Origin of the sequence: Domibacillus indicus, assembly GCF_000970685.1 — a bacterium.
Classification (GTDB): domain Bacteria; phylum Bacillota; class Bacilli; order Bacillales; family Domibacillaceae; genus Domibacillus; species Domibacillus indicus.
On the sequence record NZ_LAJB01000002.1, the window covers coordinates 361,961 to 382,259 of the forward strand.

Sequence of the window (20,299 nt, forward strand, 5' to 3'; positions counted from 1 at the left end):
GGTATAAAATCAATTTCTTTGTTTGAGATTCTCCAAACACTGTATGTAAGCGGAAATTAAACTCATTTTTTCCTCGTCCATTAACGAAGAATCACGCACACGGCGTACCGCTTCAAAAAATTTCACTTCCGGCTGCTTCCTCAGTCTCGGATGATTCAGCTTATCCGCAAGCTCATTTTCCATCGCTTCTTCTATATTCGTAAAGGTCCGCCCTTTCCAGAGCGCCTGATACAGCTCCTGCCAGTCGGCCAAATACATCCCTCCTCCATACCCAACGTTTATTGTATTCTGAATTTTCCTGTTTGGCTAGAGAAAAATAAATGATTTTGCCGTTTTTTTCACGCTTCCTTATATGGTATACATCTCTTTCTGGTTATGTCCCTCAAATAAAAAACCCCTCCGGATTGGAGGGGGTGATGTTACTTGATTTTTGCCTGGACGGCCTGGGCTGCTTTTTTCAGCTGCGTATCATTTTCTTCCAGCTTCAAACGCAGATTTTCCATCAGCTTTGTTGTAGAAGCGCCGGTGAGGACACCGTTTGCTTCAAGCTCAGAGGCTTCCTGGAATTCTTCAACGGCGCTTTCGGTTTCTTCATCGAAGTAGCCGTCCACCTTGCCCGGCGCGTAGCCGAGGGCCTCAAGCATTTGTTCCGCTGTTTTCACTTCATCGGACAGCGACTCAAGCTTCAGCTCCGATTCCGGGTTAATATACGTTAAACTCGCGTAGTCCGGAAGCGCGACAGCGGTATCCGGCTTAATGCCTTTTTCATGAATCCATGTGCCGTTAGGCGTCAGCCATTTCGCGGTTGTCAGCTTCAGGTTCGATTGATCGCTGAAGTCTTCCGCCGACTGAACCGTTCCTTTGCCAAACGATTTTTCCCCGATGAGCGGAATGCCGGCTGATTCGCTTAATGCGGCCGCTAAAATTTCCGAGGCGCTGGCGCTGCCTTTGTCAATTAACACAGCCGTCGGCACGGTGATTTTTTCCCCGCCCTCTGCCTGGTATGCCTTTGTTTCGCCGCCGGATTGGATCTGCATAATGTTTTTACCTTCCGGAACGAACATATTGGCCATTTCAATCGCCTGATCCAGCAGGCCGCCCGGATTCTGGCGGAGGTCGAGGACAAGGCCTTTCATTCCTTCTTTCTCCATAGCGGCAAGAGCCGTTCTCAGCTCCTCGGCCGTATGCTCGGAAAAGCTGGTTACCTGAACATGGGCAATTCCGTTTCCGCCCATTTCCGCATAGACTGTTTCAATTGGAATTTCATCGCGGACGATGGTGACTTCCTGCGTTTTTTCCGTGCCGGATTTTTGTACTTCCAGCTTTACTTTTGTACCTTTTTCTCCGCGGATTAAGAGCACTGCTTCCGAGGCGCTCATGCCCTGAATGCTTTTGCCGTCCACGGATAAAATCATGTCATTCGGCTGCAGGCCTGCTTTTTCCGCCGGTGAGCCCTTGATCGGTGAAACGACCATAATAAAGCCGTCTTTCTCTTGAATTTCCGCCCCGATTCCCTGGAAGGAGCTTGAAACGTCTTCATGGAACTCGGAGGCTTCTTCTTCGTTCATATAATCCGAGTACGGGTCTCCCAGTGACTCAATCATCCCGTTAATGGCTCCATTGACGAGCGATTCCTGATCAACTTCCTCATAATACTTCGTCTGGATTTTGTCATATGCTTCGTACAATTTATTAAATTCTGACCGGGCCGGCGCTCCAACTTCAACCGCTTTCTCGTCACCAAAAGCAAGCGTCAGCGTTGTGACCGCCGCCGTAATAAAGACCAGCGCAAAAATCATAATAATAAACGGAAACCGTTTTATCTTGATGTAATGCCCCTGTTCCGGCTTTTCTTCTTCCATTTTGTTCCCCGCTTTCTTCACCTACTGTGTACACTCATTTTTTCATTTTAGCAGTTTTCACGGATTTTTGAAAATAAAAACCTATTCAAAAAAGCCGGCGGATTACTCTGCCGGCTTTGCCTGTTCGAAATAGTCTTCAAACGTCCAGTCGTTTTCATAAATAACGGCCGCGGCTTCCTGACCAACATAGCGGAAATGCCACGGTTCATAAATATAGCGGGTGATGTCTTCCTTGCCTTTCGGGTAACGCAGAATAAAGCCGTATTCATGAGCATGCTCTTTCAGCCATTTGCCTTCTTCTGTTGCTTCAAATGCCTGGTTCAGCTCAAATCCGTTGCTTTCTGAGGAAATGTCCATCGCAAGCCCGGATTGATGCTCGCTCATGCCGGGCGGTGCAATCGACTTGAGCGCTTCTTCTTCACTGCTTGCCGCAGCGCCTGCCGCTAAAATTTCCTGCTGGCGGCTGTAGGAGCGGTAGCCAGAAACCGCAAATAAGTACTGGCCGTCTCCTTCCGCCCCTTGAAACATTTTTTCAAGTGCAGCGGCAGCTTCCTTGCGCATGTAGCTTTTTTCAATATCCTGGTCGCCGAATGAGTATTTCACTTTCGGGCGCACAAGATCCGGCGGTGTGTAATCCGATGGAAGCGCAAACTCTTTATTTACGAGCACCAGCGGGTTTTCCGGATTTTGAATCACCTGCACGCCATCCACCTCTTTCAATTGATTGAAATACGATGCGCTAATGACAGGTCCGGCAGTTTTTTCTTCTGCCGGTGTTTTGGCCGGCGCTGTTGTTTCTGTTTGTTCTGTTTTGTTTTCAGGTTTTTCTTCAGCAGCTGCACAGCCCGCAAGCAGGATGGCGGCCGCCAGGGTTAAAGCGGTTTTTTTCATTAGAACTGAACCGCCGCTTCTAATGCCACTTCAATCATTTCGTTAAACGTTGTCTGGCGTTCTTCTGATGTCGTTTCTTCACCGGTAATGATATGGTCGCTTACCGTCAGGACTGACAGCGCACGGCGGCCATATTTAGCAGCCAGCGTATACAGCGCCGTTGTTTCCATTTCAACCGCTAAAATGCCGTACTGTGCCCATTTTGCGTGATCCGCGTTTTCGTTGTAAAACTGGTCCGCGGTAAACACATTGCCGACTTTTAGCTGAAGCCCTTTTTCCGTGCCGGCATCAAATGCCGCTTTTAAAAGGTCCCAGCTGGCTGTCGGCGCATAATCAATGCCCGGAAACGTAACGCGGTTCATGCTTGAATCTGTTGAAGAGGTCATGGCAAGAATCACATCACGGACCTTCACGTCTTTCTGGATCGCTCCGCATGTGCCGACCCGGATCAAATTTTGAACGCCATAGCTTTGCATTAATTCATTTGCATAAATGGAGATAGATGGAACACCCATGCCGGTTCCCTGCACTGAAACCTTCTTTCCTTTATATGTTCCCGTATACCCGAGCATGCCTCGAACTTCGTTGTAGCAGACCGGATTTTCTAAAAATGTTTCGGCAATGTATTTTGCCCGGAGCGGATCGCCCGGAAGCAGGACCGTTTCAGCGATATCGCCTTGATTTGCACCAATGTGTACACTCATTTACAATTCCTCCAATATTGCTTCAAAAAGCAGCACTTATCCAGGCTTTTATAACCTGCCTGGACTCCCTATTTTATCATGCGAAGCGGCGGATTGTCTCGTCAATCCTGGTGCGGACACCGGAAAGCTCCGTGCGCTTAATGCGCAGCCGGACATTTGTTTCATCCGTGCCCATCGCTTCCGATAAAAAGCCGCCGAGCCCCCGTGCCCGCCTGTCTACCTGCAGCAGCACATTCACTTCATCCTTTGACTGTTCAAGGAATGTAACCTCCAGTTCATCGAGCCGGCCGGCATAAGCGCCGGTCACCGGGATAAATTCAAATTCCTGTACAAACGGGTATCTCGTTAACCGGGCATGCTGGCATTCCACCTCGCGCAGCCGGAAGCCAAGCGACCGGACCGCATCCAGTACCTCCTCCGCGATAACGGTCGGCTGCACATCAATATAATCTTTGTCAGATGGATCGACAGCCTGTTTAATATCAAGCCCGGTCGCCACCCAGACACGTGTTTTTCCCTGCGTAACCGGTGTTTCATGCGGGAGAGTCATCTCCAGCGGAAATTCGCGCACTTCTCCCGCCTGAATGGTGAACGGCTCATTCAGCTTTTCTTTTATCACTACCGCTTCATCCGTCACTTTCCGGTCATCTGTTTCTCGCTCGTACGTTGTCATAACGGACACATAAATGGAATCAACCTGCTGCTCGACATTGCCGCCTTTTACCTCTACGATTCCGCGCATCATTTCACCTGCTGTGTATCTCGCTTTTTCAAGCTTTGTGTCCACCTTTGCATTTCCAATTCCGATGCTTGCCAGTGCTTTGTTAAACAACGCCATTTCCCTTCACTCCATTCAACGTAATAATCCTATTACGCACCAGTATGAAAAAAGTTTCAGCGATTTAGTTCATCCTGTTCATATTTTTCCCAGGCTTCATCAAAGACACCCATCGTCGGCAAATAGCCGGCATCCATCTCCAGATAGCGGCAGAGCACATCATAGGAATCCGCCATTTTCGGGAAGGAATGGTCATCAAATGCATGGTTCGCAAACGCCGCCAGCTCATCACGCGGCGGCTCCTCCCGGTATTTCATTAAATAATGGTAAAACGACTTATGCATACGTATCACCTCCAAAAAAAAGACCTTTTAGAAAAGGTCTCAGAGTGTAGACAAAGTTAGAAAGCAGGCTGATTGAAAACGTTTGTCTTTCCAGGAACGCCGCCGGCTGGGAAGCGGAGTGGGTCATGAGCATTCACAGACGGCAAGTGACGCCGAAAGCAAGCGTTTGTCAACAGCCTGAGACCTTTTAGAAAAGGTCTCAGACTGTTTCTTAGCAGAGGTCTTTATACTCCCCGTAGCCTTCCGCCTCCAGATCCTCTTTCCGGATAAAGCGGAGCGAAGCGGAGTTAATGCAGTAGCGCAGGCCGCCTGCCTCACGCGGGCCGTCCGGGAACACATGGCCGAGGTGCGAGTCGGCTGTTTTGCTGCGAACCTCGGTGCGGATCATGCCGTGGGACAAATCCCGCTCTTCAAGTATTTCCGCATCTTCAATCGGCTTTGTAAAGCTCGGCCAGCCGCAGCCGGCATCGTATTTGTCCTTCGATGAAAAAAGCGGCTTGCCGGAAACAATATCTACATAAATGCCGTCCGCCTCTTCGTTCCAGTATTCATTATGAAATGGCGGCTCGGTGCCGTTTTGCTGGGTGACATTGTACTGCATCGGCGTAAGAGTTTCTTTTAAGTTTTCTTTGTTCATTGTACGTCCCTCCAGTGTGATTGTATAAACGCAGCGCGTCCGGATCCTGTTTGATAGGCATTGTAATGGGCTGGATTTTTTTTATAGTAATCCTGGTGGTATTCTTCCGCCGGGTAAAATGTCGGTGCCGGCAGGATTTCCACGGCAATCGGCTTTTGAAAGCGGCCGCTTGCGTCGAGTTCTTTTTTGGACTGCTCCGCCAGCTGCTTCTGTTCATCTGTTGTGTAGAAAATCGCCGGCATGTAAGAGCGGCCTCTGTCGTAAAACTGTCCGCCCGCATCAGTCGGGTCAATCTGCATCCAGAACACCTCAAGCAGTTTTTTATACGAAAAAACATCCGGGTCAAACGTGATTTCCACCGCTTCAATATGCCCTGTTGTGCCGCTGCACACTTCTTCATATGTCGGATGTTCCGTATGCCCGCCGGTATACCCGCTGATTACGGATTGAATACCGGGCTGCTGGTGAAACGGCTTCACCATGCACCAAAAACAGCCTCCTGCAAAAATTGCTTTTTCCATATTCGCTGCCTCCTATTCTGCGGCTTCTTTTGGCAACAGAACCGCAAATTGAATATTGTCTTTTTCGAGATTGAATGATTCCGCTTTGACGCGCATGCCGTTATCAAGCTTCATTTCAGCCAGCGAAACATAAATCCGTTCCTCATCCGGCACAACATGCACCCATTCGGGAAATGTATAAGCGTTATCTGCTGTTTTTAACACATAAGAGGCCGGAATATCAAGCAGGCCGACTCGAAGCCCGTTTTGGCGGAGAACAATATTACCGTTTTCCTGCGCTTCCGGCTCAAAGGTCATGTAATAGTCAATATCGGTCCCAAAGACCGGAAACGATCCATACAGTTCGACGTTATCGCCAATATACACATCATAGTCAATGGGCGCGTTTCCCGCTTCTTTTTCAAGATAATAGCTGACAAGCTGATTCAGCTCCGCTTTCGTTGCGGTTACGTGAAACGCCGTTTCGCCCTCCACCTCTGCCATGACTGGCTTTTCAGCATCCGACGGCAGAAAAACCAGTACTGCCACCAATCCTATTACGGCAATCATGCTGAATAACAATATAAAAAAGGCCACTTTCCACTTCGTCAATTTGATCCCTCATTTGATAAAACAATTTTATGGCTGGTCAGCTCCTCGAGCGGATCTCCATTGATCGTGTCAAAAATGCGGCCTGCCATTTGTTCATACCCCATATCGTTCGGGTGAAACTGGTCTTCAAAAAACAAGCCGTCACTTCCTTCGCCGAAAATGGTTTCGACGCTGACAAATACAGTCCGCTCCATAGATGCCGTCGTTTCAGCCGCCCGCTCGTTCCAGGTGCGGACGATCGTTTCGTCGTCATCTGTATCAATAAAAATACGCCCGAACGGATTGTAAATGCCGACAAGGACGATACCTGCATCTTCATTTATCGTACGGACGGTTTCAAGCACGCTTTGAATGCGCTCCGCATATCCGTCTTCTTCTTTTTCAAACGTGTCGACCGTCAAATTTGACCAGTTTTCTTTGACAACCTTCACGACATCATTGCCGCCAACGGTAATAATAACCATGTCCGCTTTTTTAATGTCCGCCTGAATGCTTTCCTGCTTCAGGCGCTTAACAAGCTGGTCGGTCCGGTTGCCCCGCTTGCCGTAATTCACAAATGATGCATCCTTTATTTCATCAAGCGATTCGAGCTGTTTCTCCAAATACGGCACATATCCGCCCGAATTGGTGCTGTCGCCGACGCCCTCGGTCAACGAATCGCCGATCGAAACGATATTTATATTTTGCGGGACGCTTGGTACTGCTGTTTCCTGGACGTTATCATCGGCACAGCCTGCCAGCAGCACTGCCAAAACCAGGCCCGCTATTGCTCGTTTCAAAGCGGTCACCTCTTCTTCATCAAAATCGTATTTCTTTCCCTCTACGGTTGAAAGTAAATGGTTTTCAATATATGATTATATCAGTTTTTTCGCTATTCTTCTATTTTGAAAGGAGTGTTCCCCATTGAAAAAGCAACTCTCTGCCCTTCTCTTTACCATGGCGATTCCTTTTGCGGCTGCCTGCGGAAACGAAGAAGCGGCTGACTCACATAAAGACCATACTTATACGGCTCACAGCGGCGATCTTCAGGAAGTAACGGCATCCGCAGAAACGCTTCCGTCTTTTCTTGATGATAAAGACGAAAACATGCGTGCCATTTATCTTGCCGCGGCGAAGCATGCAGACGTGCTCGACCAGATGCCGTGTTATTGCGGCTGCGGCGAATCAGCTGGCCATAACAGCAATCTGAACTGCTTTATCGCAGAGCGAAGCGGCGATGAAATCACCTGGGACGACCATGGCACGCGCTGCGGTGTCTGCCTTGAAATTGCGGCGACAACAGCCCTGATGACAGAAGAAGGAAAGTCTCCGGCGGAAATCCGCACCCTGATTGATGAAACGTACAGTGAAGGATATGCGGAGCCGACACCGACCCCTCTGCCGGGCGCTTAAAAGCGTCCGGTTTTTTTCATGTTTTTATATTATTTTTTTCCAAAGCATGGTACAATTTACGTATGTCGAAAAATGAGGATGATTCAAATGTCAATCAACGTTTTTCTTGATGATTACCGTAAATGTCCTCCCGACCACCAGCTGGTTGAAACTATTGAGGAATGTTTCATCTTACTTTCGACTGAAGAGATCGGGCATCTGTCTCTCGATCATGATCTTGTCAGCAAAACACAAAATGGTTTCGTTCTTGTGCAGCTTATGGTCAAGCACCAGCTGTTCGCGGAACGCATTACCATCCACTCTGCCAATGCAGGCCGCGGAAAAGCCATGTATAATTATTTAAAGCAGGCCCAGACTGATTTAAAAATGCCGCGGTCCATTAAAGTGACACTTCGCCCTTTGCCGCTCCACTAATTCAATATATATGAAAAGGAGTACCCTGATAGAGATGTTCTGGGCACTCCTTTTTCTTTTTTTATGTTTATGCGTTCTTTGCCTGGTACATAATCCCGACCGCACCCGGCCCGGCATGAGCAGAAATAATCGGTGCGGTAACGCCGATCTCTACATCTTTAAAGCCGGTCATTTTGATAATTTCCTCTTTCAGCTTTTCTGAAAAAGCAGCGCTGTTGCTGCCGGCATGCACGATTGAAAAATGAACAAGCTCTTTTCCTTTTAATTCCCCGCCGAGCTGCTCCACGAAAAATTTAATTCCTTTTGCGTGCGAGCGCACTTTTGTCACTGGCGACAGTGCTCCGATATCCAAGTTGGCAATCGGCTTAATATTCAGAAGCGAGCCGATAAAGCCTTTTGCTCTGCCAATCCTCCCGCCTTTAATTAAGTTTTCAAGCGTATCGACCATTATATACAGCTTGGTTTCCTCCCGCACCTTATCAAGACGCGCCGTAATTTCCTCTACCGTATGCCCTGCTTCTGCCATCCGCGCTGCTTCAAGCACCTGGTAAGAAAGCGCTTTGGAAATATACCGCGAATCAACAACGGTTACGTCCGATGAAGACATTTCTGCCGCCTGCTTTGCTGATTGGTACGTTCCGCTCATTCCGCCGGTCATATGAATGGAAAGAATCTGGCTTCCGTCTGCACCCAGTTCATCGAACACTTCCAGAAAACGGCCAACCGGCGGCTGTGAGGTTTTGGGAATTTCTTTGGAATTCGCCATTTTCACTAAAAATTCTTCCGGTGAAATTTCCACGCTGTCCAGGTATGTTTCTCCGTCCACCAGTACCGTCAGCGGCACCATCGTGATGCCTTTTTTCTGCAATTCTTCACTTGTCATATCCAGCGCAGAGTCCGTGACAATTTTGATCTTTCTCATAAAAATCCCTTCTTTCCTGCCATTCAACGTAATGATGAGTTCATTTTACTATTCTTTAGCCATTCTTCCTATATTATTAACGCATTTCTTGAAAAAAAGAATCGTTAAGAATATAGTCCTTTTTTGGCTAAAACTATCTTTCTTTTATAGGCTAGAAATAAGCTATTTTCTTTTGAAAGCATTGTCAGGGGCTGCGGTCAGCCGGCTGCGCTTTCCTGCATAGCGAACCCTGAACCAGCCATCGCTCTCGCGCTGTCTGTTTCAGCTCGTCCGCTCGTCCTGCGTGAGTCTTCGCCTGCAGCCCTCCGCCGTTGTTTTTCTAAAAAACAGCATGAAAAAGCCTATTTGTTCCTTCCTTTCTTATTCGAAAAAGAACATGAACCGGTTGTTACTGGCTAAATCTCCTCCCCGCAGATACCGCCGTTTCTATGGCCGGGTTAAGCATGGTGATTCATCCATCGTGCTAGAGACCCGGACGTTCTTAAATATGTTGGATTTAACCTGGAGAAAGTATAGCCAGCCGCTTATTTCCACAGCATAAAAAGAAGAGGGCTACACGCCCTCTTCTTTTTATGAAAGCAGCGCCCGGTCGCTTAATCCGCCGCCGCCTTTTATTTTTTGGAACTCTGCCAGAAGCTTTTCGACTGTGAGATCCCGCTTTTCTTCTTCATTGGCCGAGAAAATAATCTCGCCTTTATCCATCATAATCAGCCGGTTGCCGAGGTCAAGCGCCTGCTGCATGTTGTGCGTTACCATAAGAGTCGTCAGTCCGAGCTTGTCCACAATTTCTTTCGTTAAATTCGTAATCAGCTCAGCCCGGGATGGATCCAGTGCCGCAGTATGCTCATCCAAAAGCAGAATTTTCGGGTCGGTAAACGTCGCCATTAAAAGCGACAGCGCCTGGCGTTCCCCTCCGGACAGCAGGCCGACCTTGGCCTGAAGACGGTTTTCAAGCCCGAGATGAAGCATTTCGAGCTTTTCCCGGTAAAAATCACGGCGTTTTTTCGTTACACCGAAGGACAGCGTCCGCTTTTTCGTCCGGTTGTACGCAAGCGCCAGATTTTCTTCAATCGTCATCGCCGGTGCTGTGCCCGCCATCGGGTCCTGGAACACCCGTCCAATTTTGGAGGCACGCTTGTGCTCCGCAAGACTGGTCATGTTAGTTCCGTCAATCATGACCGTTCCCATGTCCGGAGATAGCTTTCCTGAAATAACGTTCATCAGTGTGGATTTCCCGGCACCATTTGAGCCGATAACCGTGACGAAATCCCCCTGCTTCATCGTTAAATTAACTTTGTTCAAGGCGATTTTTTCATCAGGGGTACCTTCGTAAAACACTTTAAAAATCCGGTTCATTTCAAGCACTCTGGCTTCCTCCTAACTGCTGGAGCCGTTTTTTCTTCCGCGCCGCCGCTTTTTGCCGGTCAAGGATTTTTGGCAGCACAAGGGCAATAATTACAATCACAGCGGTAATCAGCTTCATATCCCCTGTATCTAAAAATTCCACGCGCAAAGCCAGCGTCACAATCATCCGGTACAAAATGGCGCCAACAACAACCGCAAGCGTAGCTCTGGCAATAGAAGAATGACCGATGACCGCTTCTCCGATAATAACAGACGCAAGGCCGATGACGATCATCCCGATTCCCATGCCGACATCGTTAAAGCCATTGTACTGGGCGACAAGTGCGCCGGAGAATGCAACAAGTGCGTTCGAAAGGCCCAGACCGAGCACTTTCATCCAGCCGGTATTCGCTGAAAAGCTGCGCACCATGCCTTCATTGTCGCCGACTGCGCGAAGGCTCAGGCCGACTTCCGTTTTTAAAAACAAATCGGTAAGAAACTTAATAATCAGCGTTACAATAAGCATAAAAATCAAAATGCTCCAGTCTGACGCAAACCAGGTATTGATTTTGGTCATCACAGTTTCTTCCGCCAGAAGCGGCACATTCGGCTTGCCCATAATGCGCAGATTAATCGAATAAAGGGCAATCATCATTAAAATTCCGGAAAGAAGCGGGTTAATGCCCCCTTTTGTATGCAAAATCCCGGTCACGCAGCCGGCTATAAACCCGGCAAACAGGCCGGCAATGGTAGCCAGAAACGGACTGCTGCCGTTCACGATCATAATTGAGGCGACCGCGCCGCCTGTTACAAAGCTTCCATCTACAGTTAAATCCGGGAAATCAAGCACACGGAATGACAAGTAGACACCAAGCGCCATGATCGCATAAATGACGCCTGATTCGACGGCGCCAAACATCGCTGTCATCATAATAAAATCCTCCTATATGCATGAAAAGAGCGCCCGGTGAAGGCGCGCCTTTTCCACTCATTTTACAAGCTCTGCATCCTGTTTCCATTCATCTTTAATCTCAATATTCATTTCGGCAGCGGCTGTTTCATTAATAACCAGCTTTAAATCCTGCGGCGGCAGAACCGGCAGCTCGCCTGCTTCTGCTTCACCCGTTAAAATCTGTGCAGCCATTTTGCCGGCTTCCTTGCCGATGTCTTCGTAATTAAATCCGTATGCCGCAAATCCGCCGCGGGCTACGGAATCCTTTTCCCCTACAAATAAAGGAATGTCTTCATCATTGGCCACCTGGATGACCGATTCAAGTGCCGAAACAACCGTGTTATCGGTGAAAATGTAGAACATGTCCACTTTGCCGATCAGGCTTTCCGCCGCCTGCTTTACTTCAGAAGACGTTGACACCGTTACTGGCACCATTTTTAGTCCGTTTTCTTTTAAAATTGATTCGACCTGTTCAGCCTGGGCAACAGAGTTTTGCTCACCTGCGTTATAGACAACGCCGACATTTTTACCGTCAAACTCTTCTGCCATAAATTTCACCGTATTGGCGATCGCATCCGGATGAAGGTCAATAGTCCCGGTTACATTGCCCCCCGGTGCTTCTGCATCCTGCACAAGCCCCGCCGCTACCGGATCAGTTACCGATGTAAATACGATCGGAATATCTTTTGTTGCGTTTAATGCTGCTGTCGCACTCGGCGTGGAGTTGCCGAAAATTAAATCAACGCCGTCGGACACAAAGTTCTGGGCGATGGTCTGGTTATTGTTCTGGTCACCCTGCGCGTTCTGCTCGTCAAATTCGGCTTTAACGCCCGCTTCTTCCAGCCCTTCTTTAAAGCCTTTGTAGGCGTTGTCCAGTGATGGGTGTTCTACGAACTGGGTAACCCCGATTTTGTATGTTTCGCCTTCTGACGATCCGCCTGATTCACTTGATCCCGCATTCTCTTCACCGCCGCCGCATGCTGCGAGCATCATCGCTGCTGCACCAGTTGTCATCATCCATTTCCACTTGCTCATCCAAAATGCCCCCTCTTTTTTGCTTAGCCGCTTTTATGTAGTAAATTAATTTTCATTATCCTCGAATAATAACAGAAAAGCAAGAATTTTTTAAATGTAAAATCTATTAAATGAGACAGCTGGCGGGTGATAAATTGACAGCGTTTCTTTAATCATCTTCTGGAATTCTATTCCCTTTGGGGCGGTATTCCCTTCCTTTGGGCCGATAAAAATATATACCGGCCCTGGCCTGCGAAAAACCGCCCCAGACTCCCAAATACCGGCCATAATCACAGCGGTACTGCCGGTAAAACAACAGAAAAAAGCAGAAATGCTGTGAAGCAAACATTTCTGCTTTTGGCTTTTTCTTATGCTCCGTTTTTTTGAACAGCGGAAGCCTGTTTCATGGCTATGAGCTGCACTTCGATTTGTTTCTGCACTCCGGCAGCCGTTTTTTTCAAATCATCTTCTGCATATTCCCCGGGCATAACCGGCGGCAGCACAGCCACTTCAATATGTGCCGGTGTCAGCTTTCTGCCCGGATTGTTTTCAAAAATATCGGCGGTTCCTTTGATCGCCACCGGCACAATCGGCACGCCCGCTTCTTTTGCCATGCGGAAGGCCCCGCTTTTAAACGGCTTCAGCCCGCCGCCTTTGTTGCGCGTGCCTTCCGGGAAAATAAACAGCGAGTGCCCGTTTTTCAGGATTTCCGCCCCGTCCCGCAGCATTTTCACCGCGTCACGCCGGTCATTCCGGTTTAAAAACAGGCAGTGAATGAGCTCCATCCAGGTGCTGAGCAGCGGAATTTTTTTCATTTCCGTTTTTGCCACAAACCCGAATGGCTTGTTCAGATAGCCGATAAATGCCGGCACGTCAAAATCCCCTTCATGGTTGCTGACGAACATGACCGGCCCGGCCGGCACGTTCTCTTCCCCCGTTACCTGTACTCTGGCACCGGCCATTTTCATGACACCGCGGTTCCACTTTTTCACGAGCGGATGAATGCGCACATCCCGTTCGTCAGCCGGCAGGGCCGGGTCAATCCGTTTGAATTGATTCATTTTCGGTATTAAGCCGATCAGGGTAATGACCAGGTATCCGAAAAAAACAGCCAGGCGGATCATGGCGCTATCCGATCATACACACAAAAGAAATAGTCATATGGATTTTGCTCATTTTTTTCTCCTTTTGTGCAGGAGGCTTCGGTAAACTTTTCCCATGGGATAAAATCGATTACTGTATCCCCCTTGAATTCCTCTTCAATTTTCGTCACATACAGACGGTCTGCGTGCGGCAAAAACTGTTTAAACACATTAGCGCCGCCAATAACGAATAAATCTTTTTCCTCCGCCATTTTTAGGACTTCATCCGTTGAATGGATCACTGTGACGCCGTCCTGTTCGAACGACTCGTCCCTTGTTAAAATAACGTTTTCCCGCTTTGGCAGCGGCCGGCTTCCAAACGATTCAAAGGTTTTTCGTCCCATCACAATTGGATAGCCAAGAGTTGTTTTTTTAAAGTAGCTCAAATCCTCCGGCAAATGCCACGGCATATCATTATCGAGCCCGATCACGCCGCCCTTGCTTTGTGCCCAAATAAATGAAATCATACCATTCTTCCTTTCTGCTGCTGTTTTCTGTTTTCATCGTACCATAAAAAAGACCCTGCTGGCGCAGGATCAGGAAGTGGACTGGCTTTCTTTGAACGTTTTAATATAAAATCCTTCTGCTTCAGACCATTCGGCATACAGGATATCACCCGGCCCGCTGTACCCCTTGCCTGTTAATTCATCATACAGCCAGCCGGCCGTTTTCCCTGCGAAATAAAGCTGTTCTTCTCTCACTTCTCCATCTTCAATTAAAAGATAAGAAGGATCTTTGTCCGGTGCGTCTATATTCAGCAAATCAGGTGTTACCGCTTCGCTGGCAGCATGCTTGTTAACGCTGATCGAGCCGCCGGGCTCCAGGTATAAATCCCGGACCTCCCGCAGACTGAAAATCCCCTGCTGCCTCAGCATGGTTCTGATTTGCTCGATATCCAGATGGTTTTTGCGAATCTGCTCCAGATCCAGTTCCCCATTGCGGATAATGAGAGATGGGCTTCCCTTTAACAGCTTTCGAATGCTTCTTTTCTTTTCTGTCAGTACCTCAATGACGTAAATAGCTGTTCCCCATACTGCGACCGCAAACAGAACCTGCCAGATGCTTACCTTATCATCATAAATGCTTTCCTCGAGAATACCGCCCAAAACGAGCGCATAAATAAAATCAAACGGTGTCAGCTGTGACATTTCTTTTTTGCCGAGCAGGCGCGTAATCAAAATAAGTGCAAATAAGCCGATCAGGAGTTTCAAGGCAATCTGCGCATATACCACAGCCTTCCACCTCCAATCTTTTCTATACTTATTCACTTCTTTCTTTCACTCTTAAACTGGTAATTTCCTACTCTTTTATTTATTTTCTTTGCAGGCCGGACTCTTTTTTCACTGTCTTCCACGAAATTGGCACAAAAATAGGCTGTCGAGAACTTCTCGACAGCCTGTAACCGGCTTAATCAGGCAAAGAAAACTTTCACCTTTTTAATGCTTCATAATGGCCTGTGATCTCTTTAGCAAGCTCGCCTGACTGATCCAGGCCGCATACTTCCTGCAGTACATAAGGAACCCCATTTTCTTTGATCATGGCCTGCAATTTTACTGCATCCTCATCTTCTTGATAATCAAACAGCAGGGCTGCCGCAATGGCTTTGGCCAAATTTGTATAAGAAAGACCTGCTTTTTCGGCCTGCAGCGCCGGGCGCACCAGCCGGTCTTCAGGACCCAGCTTTCTTATCGGCGCACGGCCGACTCTTGTAACGCCATCGTTAAGATGTGCATTCTGGAAACGGCTGATGATTTTATCAATATATTTTTGGTGCTCCTCCGGGTTCAAATCATACTGATTGATCAAGTAAGCGCCAGTCTCGTCCAGGGTTGCTTTTACCTGTTTGTAAATATCCTGATCGGCGAGTGTCTGGTCAATGGTTTCCTTGCCTTCAAGATAACCGAAATAAGCAATTACTGCATGGCCCGTGTTCACCGTAAACAACTTTCGTTCAATAAACGGAGCAAGTTCCGGAACAATCTTCATTCCTTCAATGTGCGGAATGTCTTCTTTTGTTTCCACTACCCACTCATGGTAAGGCTCAACAAGAACATCGAGCGAGCCCTGATTGTTTTGAATTGGCACAATCCGGTCAACCGCTGAATTCAAGAAAGAAACCTGAGAGAGCACTTTTTCTTTTGCTTGTTCATCCAGATGCTCCAGAATATAGCTTTTCAGCAGATCCGTTGCTGAAATCTGGTTTTCGCAGGCAATCACGTACAGCTTTTCACTGTTATTTTCTACTCTTGCAGCCAGACCTCTGGCAATTAATGGTGCGATTCTTGGAAGAATACTTGGCCCGATGGCTGTGGTCAAAAACTCGGCATTTTTGATCGCTTCTACTACTTCATTTTCCTGCTTCAGATTATTCAGCCCGGAAACATTTTTGATCGTCAGGGCTTCCTGTTCGTCTGCAGCAAGCTTAACCTGATACTGTTTTTCCTCGTTTAACTTATTAATAATTTCATCAGCAATATCAACAAATGTCACATGATATCCTGACTGAGAAAAAAGGGCTCCGATAAACCCTCTGCCAATATTTCCTGCTCCGAAGTGTACGGCGTGTTTCATAAAATCATTCCTTTATGGATGTATTTGAAAATTAGATTGAAGATAGGCTGCCAAAACAGATTCAAGCTTATTATAAATAGTTTCCTCGTTTGCCGAAGAAAAAACCAGAATTGCCTCGTCGGTCTCAATAATACTTGTGCTGATCAGGCTTATTATCTCCTGCTCTCTCCTGCTTAACTCCATCGGAGCCAGCATAAGCAGCAGGTTTTTCATCACCATTTCCTTTCCGTCCATTCCTTTTACAAGGCACGGGTCCGGCAGATGGACGACCTGAAAAATAAGCTCCTGGACATGCTCATTTCTCGCATGGAAAAGTGCAATGTTTGTCTCGGGAATTCCAAGACCGCCTTTTTGTTCGCGCTCCTTCAGGGAGTTCAGTACATCTGCTGGATTTTCCAGCAGCCTTTCCTCCGCTGCCCTTTCCAGCATTTTTTCCAGAATTTCTTCCTGGCTTTTTTGCTTATCCATTCGGTAAAAACGGAAATTGCCGATGATCGACTCAATGCTTTGCTGAGTTTTTTTAAGGTCTCCAAGCAAATCACGTAACGCAGCTTTATTTTCTGCAGCGGGCGGCGCCTTTTGCGCTGCTCTTTGATACTGCCTGCCTTTCGTAAAGCTTTCGATATTGTTTTGTAAAAAGCTCTTGATTGTGCTGATGTTTTCTTCACTCAAGAGCGGGTTCACCAGAATATATTCCGCATTTAGAAATGGCAGGCGGACCGTAGAGATAATGATATCGTATGCAGCGGAATCAAGCTGCCCCGTTATATCCTTAATGGACTTAGTATCAATCGAATCAATCTCGGCTACTTCCCTTTTAATCCGGCTGGCCAGCATTTTGGATGTGCCGATGCCGGTTGGGCAGATGACCAGTGCTTTGATCGCCAGGTTTTCTTCCTGCATGACTAAAGCAGACCCAAAATGCAGGACGATAAAAGCAATCTCATCATCAGAGAAATGCTCAATCTCACTAAACTCCTCTTCCACACTGTTTTTCACAGCGATAAATAAAACAGGATACTTCTGTTTAATTTCCTCTTTAAGAGGATTAAATGACTCCATGTTCTGTTTCATGCGGAATAAGGACGGCTCCATATGGGCAAGCAGACCCTGAAACAAAGAGAAATCCCTGGTTAAATCTACATGAAGCTGGGCGGAAACGGACTTGATCACGTTTTTTATCTTCTGGGCGAGCACGATACTGTCGTAAGGAACAGCCTCCGCTCCCCGAAGCTTAGTGCCTCTGAGAAGAAGCGCTAAATAAAGAAGATCTCCCGCTGAAAAAACTGCATTAAATTTGAGTTCCAGCTCCTTGCTTATTTTAAGCATTAACTCATACTCAGTCTCCATGCCCCTCTCTGGCAGGCTTATATCCTTTTCCATTAAAAATCCAGACTCTGCCCGCTGCACCGCAATGCAAATATGAACCACCATTTCCAGATAGCCGCTGTCTGCGAGACGAGCAGGCGTGCCGGCAAAGGCAGCATTCACCAGGAAGTTTACTTCGAAAAGATAATCAGGAACAAAATAATGCAAAATCTTTTCTTCCGAAAGAGTTCCTTTTTCCAGAAAAAATAACTTTTCAATTAATTCTTCCTGAAAATATTGCAGAAAAAAGTGCGCCAGTGCCCGCCGCTTGTTCGCTTCAGTACCGCTCAGCTCTACTCCGACTCCTCTTTTTCTTGTCAGCTGCAGCTGAAAGCCGTCCAGCCACTCGGCAAGTTCATTCAAATAAATGGCCAATGTCGCTGAACTGACTCCAAGGTGGCCTGCTAAAGACTGGATTTTAAACAACTCTTCATCGAGCACCGCTAAAAGGAGGCGCAGCTTTTTTTCCTGGGATGTCTGATCAATGGGATCACTGCTCGCCAGATGCTGAATCAGCCGAAAGATTTGCTCATTCTTCCCCTCAATAATGAGCCCCTGGTCATTGTTGCGTGTTAAACCAAGGGCAAACTGCTTTAGGATTTTTTCAACTGCCTTTAAGTCCCGCTGAACCGTTCTGGCACTTACATTAAGGGAGGAGGCAACAGACAGGGCAGTATGCTTTCCTGCTGTTTTAATAATGAGTTCAATAATCGCTTTTTCCCTCGAAGTAATATGCATGGCATCATCTCGTTCCTGAATAAACTGATTTAAAAATAATGAATAGAAAAGCGCGTTTTAGCGCTTTTCTATCTACAAAGTAAAATCCGGTTTATTTCTTGCCGATAATATCGATAATTTCCTGGGCAGTTTTGGCCTGCGCCATTTTCTCGATATTGTCCATATCCGAGCACGTTACCGCTATCCCGGATAGAATTTCAAGATGTGTGCCGTCTTTTCCGGCAATGCCGAAAATCAAACGTGCCTTTTGACCGTCAAAATCAACGCCGTCCGGCACCTGAAGAACCGTAAAGCCTGACTTGATCACATCTTTCTTTGCTGCTTCCGTTCCATGCGGGATTGCCACATCATTTCCCATATACGTAGAAGTCATATTATCCCGCTCAACCATCGCGTCAATATAGCTTTCATTTACATAGCCGGCATCAGCCAGGACTCTGCCCGCAAAGCGGATGGCTTCCTCTTTATTCGCAAACTGCTGGTTTAAAAATACGTTTTCCGGACGGAGCAGGTCATCATCATGGGCAGTTTCCTGGCCCTCATTATCCGTACCGTGCTCTTCTGCATCGTCCACTATTTCCTGAAGCTCCGAATTTGCCGGGAACTTCAGCTCACTGATCAGCTTATCGTATTCCGGGCTTGACAGGAAGTTATCAACAGAAACGTGATAAGCATTTGGCACTTTATTCTTTGCTCTCGGTGTCAGCTCTTCCTGGGTGATGACGATCTGGGCATCAGCCGGCAGGCTGCTGATCGCTGTATTCGTAACGGAAATATCCATTCCCGCTTCTTTTACCTTTTTGCGAAGAAGGGATGCACCCATAGCACTAGATCCCATTCCGGCATCACAGGCAAAAATAATTTTCGTAACGTTGTCAGGCAAAGCCCCCTGCTCTCCTGCAAATACATTGGATACGGAGCTTTTTTTCCCTTTCATTTCCTGCATTTTCTTTGCAGCTTCTTCAATGTCTTCCTCGCCCTGCTTGCCTGTTTTTAAAATGAAAGAAGAGGCAATAAAGGACACGGCAGCCGCCACCAGTACACCTGCAAAGTTAGCAATATAAGCACTTGCATGATGAGGTGTTACCGCTGTGATGGCGATAATGCTTCCCGGTGATGACGGAGCGAATAAGCCTCCGCCCAGCAGAACCAGTGTAAACACACCGCTCATTCCGCCAAGAATTACCGCAACGAAAAGCATCGGGCGCATCAAAATATACGGGAAATAAATCTCGTGGATACCGCCAAAGAAGTGAATGATTCCTGCACCAGGCGCAGACTTCTTCGCTGTACCTTTACCAAAAAACATATACGCAAGCAGGACACCGATACCGGGGCCGGGATTTGCTTCCAGAAGGAACAAAACGGATTGACCGGTTTCTTTTACCTGTTCGACACCGATTGGTGACAGAACACCGTGATTGATTGCGTTGTTTAAGAATAACACTTTGGCAGGTTCGATCAGGATACTTGTTAATGGCAGAAGTCCTGTTCCAACCAGCCAGTCAACACCTGCTACAAGCCAGCCTGTGAAGGCATCAATAACAGGGCCTACGCCGAGGAAAGCAAGAATGGCGAGAATAGCTCCAAGGATCCCTGCAGAGAAGTTATTGACAAGCATTTCAAACCCGGCGCGGACTTTTCCTTCAATCATCTGGTCGAATTTCTTGATGACCCATCCGCCGAGCGGACCAATTACCATTGCGCCAAGGAACATCGGAATGTCTGCTCCGGCTATAACCCCCATCGTTGCGATGGCGCCGACAACAGCTCCGCGCTGCTCATGGACGAGCTTGCCTCCTGTGTATCCGATCAAAATTGGAAGCAAATAGGTCACCATTGGGCTGACCATTTTGGCAAGGCTTTCATTTGGAACAAAGCCTGTTGGAATAAATAAAGCTGTAATTAACCCCCATGCGATAAATGCAGATATATTCGGCATGACCATTGAGCTAAGGAAGTTCCCAAACTTTTGCACAGCCACTTTTACATTAGATTGCGACATGCTCTCACTCCTTTAAATAGTAGTTTATTTTTATCCTATCCCACAAAATAAATGGCATCAATAAAGTTAAAAACCAAGTTTGTCGCAGATCTAAAGACAAAAGTATTGT

22 protein-coding genes are annotated in these 20,299 nt (G+C 47.4%); 2 read left to right on the plus strand and 20 right to left on the minus strand.

Annotated features, from left to right (window positions below; genetic code table 11):
- Positions 1-9 precede the first annotated feature (9 nt).
- The 10 genes from VP98_RS02130 to VP98_RS02175 form a co-directional block, all read right to left on the minus strand.
- Positions 10-252, minus strand: coding sequence for a hypothetical protein (locus tag VP98_RS02130; protein ID WP_046173645.1), 243 nt, complete (start codon positions 250-252; stop codon positions 10-12).
- 167 nt (positions 253-419) lie between these two features.
- Positions 420-1,862, minus strand: coding sequence for a lmo1851 family serine protease (locus VP98_RS02135; protein ID WP_046173646.1), 1,443 nt, complete (start codon positions 1,860-1,862; stop codon positions 420-422).
- A 102-nt stretch (positions 1,863-1,964) separates the two neighbouring features.
- Entirely contained in the window at positions 1,965-2,753 is a 789-nt protein-coding gene (locus tag VP98_RS02140) for a M15 family metallopeptidase (protein WP_046173647.1), read from the minus strand.
- Positions 2,753-3,457: a purine-nucleoside phosphorylase gene (gene deoD, locus VP98_RS02145; protein ID WP_046173648.1), complete on the minus strand. Its 705-nt coding sequence runs from the start codon at positions 3,455-3,457 to the stop codon at positions 2,753-2,755. The genes VP98_RS02140 and deoD overlap by 1 nt, the downstream gene beginning before the upstream one ends.
- Before the next feature lie 76 nt (positions 3,458-3,533).
- On the minus strand, positions 3,534-4,295 hold the full coding sequence (locus tag VP98_RS02150) for a sporulation protein (protein ID WP_046173649.1): 762 nt from the start codon (positions 4,293-4,295) through the stop codon (positions 3,534-3,536).
- A 56-nt stretch (positions 4,296-4,351) separates the two neighbouring features.
- A complete protein-coding gene (locus VP98_RS02155) occupies positions 4,352-4,579 on the minus strand; it encodes a YozE family protein (protein ID WP_046173650.1) in 228 nt (75 codons plus the stop codon).
- 211 nt (positions 4,580-4,790) lie between these two features.
- Entirely contained in the window at positions 4,791-5,216 is a 426-nt protein-coding gene (gene msrB, locus VP98_RS02160) for a peptide-methionine (R)-S-oxide reductase MsrB (protein WP_046173651.1), read from the minus strand.
- On the minus strand, positions 5,213-5,737 hold the full coding sequence (gene msrA / locus VP98_RS02165) for a peptide-methionine (S)-S-oxide reductase MsrA (RefSeq protein ID WP_046173652.1): 525 nt from the start codon (positions 5,735-5,737) through the stop codon (positions 5,213-5,215). Before msrA ends, msrB begins: the two co-directional genes overlap by 4 nt.
- Positions 5,738-5,749: 12 nt before the next feature.
- Positions 5,750-6,328, minus strand: coding sequence for a YpmS family protein (locus VP98_RS02170; protein ID WP_052712097.1), 579 nt, complete (start codon positions 6,326-6,328; stop codon positions 5,750-5,752).
- The gene (locus VP98_RS02175) at positions 6,325-7,107 is read right to left on the minus strand and encodes a GDSL-type esterase/lipase family protein (RefSeq protein WP_052712098.1); all 783 of its coding nucleotides are present in this window, start codon (positions 7,105-7,107) and stop codon (positions 6,325-6,327) included. The genes VP98_RS02170 and VP98_RS02175 overlap by 4 nt, the downstream gene beginning before the upstream one ends.
- A gap of 124 nt (positions 7,108-7,231) precedes the next feature.
- On the opposite strand from VP98_RS02175, the gene VP98_RS02180 reads away from it, so the two are divergent.
- Both VP98_RS02180 and VP98_RS02185 read left to right on the plus strand, forming a co-directional pair.
- Positions 7,232-7,720 (plus strand): PCYCGC motif-containing (lipo)protein, encoded by a 489-nt coding sequence (locus VP98_RS02180; protein WP_052712099.1) that lies wholly within the window; start codon positions 7,232-7,234, stop codon positions 7,718-7,720.
- 87 nt (positions 7,721-7,807) lie between these two features.
- Positions 7,808-8,134, plus strand: coding sequence for a cyclic-phosphate processing receiver domain-containing protein (locus tag VP98_RS02185; RefSeq protein ID WP_046173654.1), 327 nt, complete (start codon positions 7,808-7,810; stop codon positions 8,132-8,134).
- Between the two features lie 67 nt (positions 8,135-8,201).
- Here the strand turns inward: VP98_RS02185 and VP98_RS02190 are convergent, their stop codons facing one another.
- From VP98_RS02190 to VP98_RS02240, 10 genes are all read right to left on the minus strand, one after another.
- On the minus strand, positions 8,202-9,056 hold the full coding sequence (locus VP98_RS02190; RefSeq protein WP_046173655.1) for a DegV family protein: 855 nt from the start codon (positions 9,054-9,056) through the stop codon (positions 8,202-8,204).
- A 570-nt stretch (positions 9,057-9,626) separates the two neighbouring features.
- On the minus strand, positions 9,627-10,421 hold the full coding sequence (locus tag VP98_RS02195; protein ID WP_046173656.1) for an ABC transporter ATP-binding protein: 795 nt from the start codon (positions 10,419-10,421) through the stop codon (positions 9,627-9,629).
- Positions 10,414-11,331: an ABC transporter permease gene (locus tag VP98_RS02200; protein WP_046173657.1), complete on the minus strand. Its 918-nt coding sequence runs from the start codon at positions 11,329-11,331 to the stop codon at positions 10,414-10,416. The genes VP98_RS02195 and VP98_RS02200 overlap by 8 nt, the downstream gene beginning before the upstream one ends.
- Before the next feature lie 57 nt (positions 11,332-11,388).
- The gene (locus tag VP98_RS02205) at positions 11,389-12,387 is read right to left on the minus strand and encodes an ABC transporter substrate-binding protein (RefSeq protein ID WP_046173658.1); all 999 of its coding nucleotides are present in this window, start codon (positions 12,385-12,387) and stop codon (positions 11,389-11,391) included.
- Positions 12,388-12,734: 347 nt separating this feature from the next.
- Entirely contained in the window at positions 12,735-13,490 is a 756-nt protein-coding gene (locus tag VP98_RS02215; RefSeq protein WP_046173660.1) for a lysophospholipid acyltransferase family protein, read from the minus strand.
- Positions 13,487-13,975, minus strand: a complete 489-nt coding sequence (locus VP98_RS02220) for a dihydrofolate reductase (protein WP_046173661.1) — start codon at positions 13,973-13,975, stop codon at positions 13,487-13,489. The genes VP98_RS02215 and VP98_RS02220 overlap by 4 nt, the downstream gene beginning before the upstream one ends.
- A gap of 69 nt (positions 13,976-14,044) precedes the next feature.
- On the minus strand, positions 14,045-14,740 hold the full coding sequence (locus VP98_RS02225) for a DUF421 domain-containing protein (RefSeq protein ID WP_046173662.1): 696 nt from the start codon (positions 14,738-14,740) through the stop codon (positions 14,045-14,047).
- Between the two features lie 196 nt (positions 14,741-14,936).
- Positions 14,937-16,079: a mannitol-1-phosphate 5-dehydrogenase gene (locus VP98_RS02230; protein WP_046173663.1), complete on the minus strand. Its 1,143-nt coding sequence runs from the start codon at positions 16,077-16,079 to the stop codon at positions 14,937-14,939.
- A 12-nt stretch (positions 16,080-16,091) separates the two neighbouring features.
- The gene (locus VP98_RS02235; protein WP_046173664.1) at positions 16,092-18,185 is read right to left on the minus strand and encodes a BglG family transcription antiterminator; all 2,094 of its coding nucleotides are present in this window, start codon (positions 18,183-18,185) and stop codon (positions 16,092-16,094) included.
- A gap of 91 nt (positions 18,186-18,276) precedes the next feature.
- A complete protein-coding gene (locus VP98_RS02240) occupies positions 18,277-20,190 on the minus strand; it encodes a PTS mannitol transporter subunit IICBA (protein WP_046173665.1) in 1,914 nt (637 codons plus the stop codon).
- Between the last annotated feature and the right edge of the window lie 109 nt (positions 20,191-20,299).

Bases quoted from the DNA above. Each gene is read 5' to 3' on its own strand.
- VP98_RS02140 (WP_046173647.1), bottom strand. From the start codon at position 2,753: ATGAAAAAAACCGCTTTAACCCTGGCGGCCGCCATCCTGCTTGCGGGC.
- msrA (WP_046173652.1), bottom strand. From the start codon at position 5,737: ATGGAAAAAGCAATTTTTGCAGGAGGCTGTTTTTGGTGCATGGTGAAG.
- VP98_RS02190 (WP_046173655.1), bottom strand. From the start codon at position 9,056: ATGAGAAAGATCAAAATTGTCACGGACTCTGCGCTGGATATGACAAGT.
- VP98_RS02135 (WP_046173646.1), bottom strand. From the start codon at position 1,862: ATGGAAGAAGAAAAGCCGGAACAGGGGCATTACATCAAGATAAAACGG.
- deoD (WP_046173648.1), bottom strand. From the start codon at position 3,457: ATGAGTGTACACATTGGTGCAAATCAAGGCGATATCGCTGAAACGGTC.
- VP98_RS02235 (WP_046173664.1), bottom strand. From the start codon at position 18,185: ATGCATATTACTTCGAGGGAAAAAGCGATTATTGAACTCATTATTAAA.
- VP98_RS02150 (WP_046173649.1), bottom strand. From the start codon at position 4,295: ATGGCGTTGTTTAACAAAGCACTGGCAAGCATCGGAATTGGAAATGCA.
- VP98_RS02215 (WP_046173660.1), bottom strand. From the start codon at position 13,490: ATGATCCGCCTGGCTGTTTTTTTCGGATACCTGGTCATTACCCTGATC.
- VP98_RS02200 (WP_046173657.1), bottom strand. From the start codon at position 11,331: ATGATGACAGCGATGTTTGGCGCCGTCGAATCAGGCGTCATTTATGCG.
- VP98_RS02240 (WP_046173665.1), bottom strand. From the start codon at position 20,190: ATGTCGCAATCTAATGTAAAAGTGGCTGTGCAAAAGTTTGGGAACTTC.
- VP98_RS02220 (WP_046173661.1), bottom strand. From the start codon at position 13,975: ATGATTTCATTTATTTGGGCACAAAGCAAGGGCGGCGTGATCGGGCTC.
- VP98_RS02205 (WP_046173658.1), bottom strand. From the start codon at position 12,387: ATGAGCAAGTGGAAATGGATGATGACAACTGGTGCAGCAGCGATGATG.
- VP98_RS02155 (WP_046173650.1), bottom strand. From the start codon at position 4,579: ATGCATAAGTCGTTTTACCATTATTTAATGAAATACCGGGAGGAGCCG.
- msrB (WP_046173651.1), bottom strand. From the start codon at position 5,216: ATGAACAAAGAAAACTTAAAAGAAACTCTTACGCCGATGCAGTACAAT.
- VP98_RS02185 (WP_046173654.1), top strand. From the start codon at position 7,808: ATGTCAATCAACGTTTTTCTTGATGATTACCGTAAATGTCCTCCCGAC.
- VP98_RS02230 (WP_046173663.1), bottom strand. From the start codon at position 16,079: ATGAAACACGCCGTACACTTCGGAGCAGGAAATATTGGCAGAGGGTTT.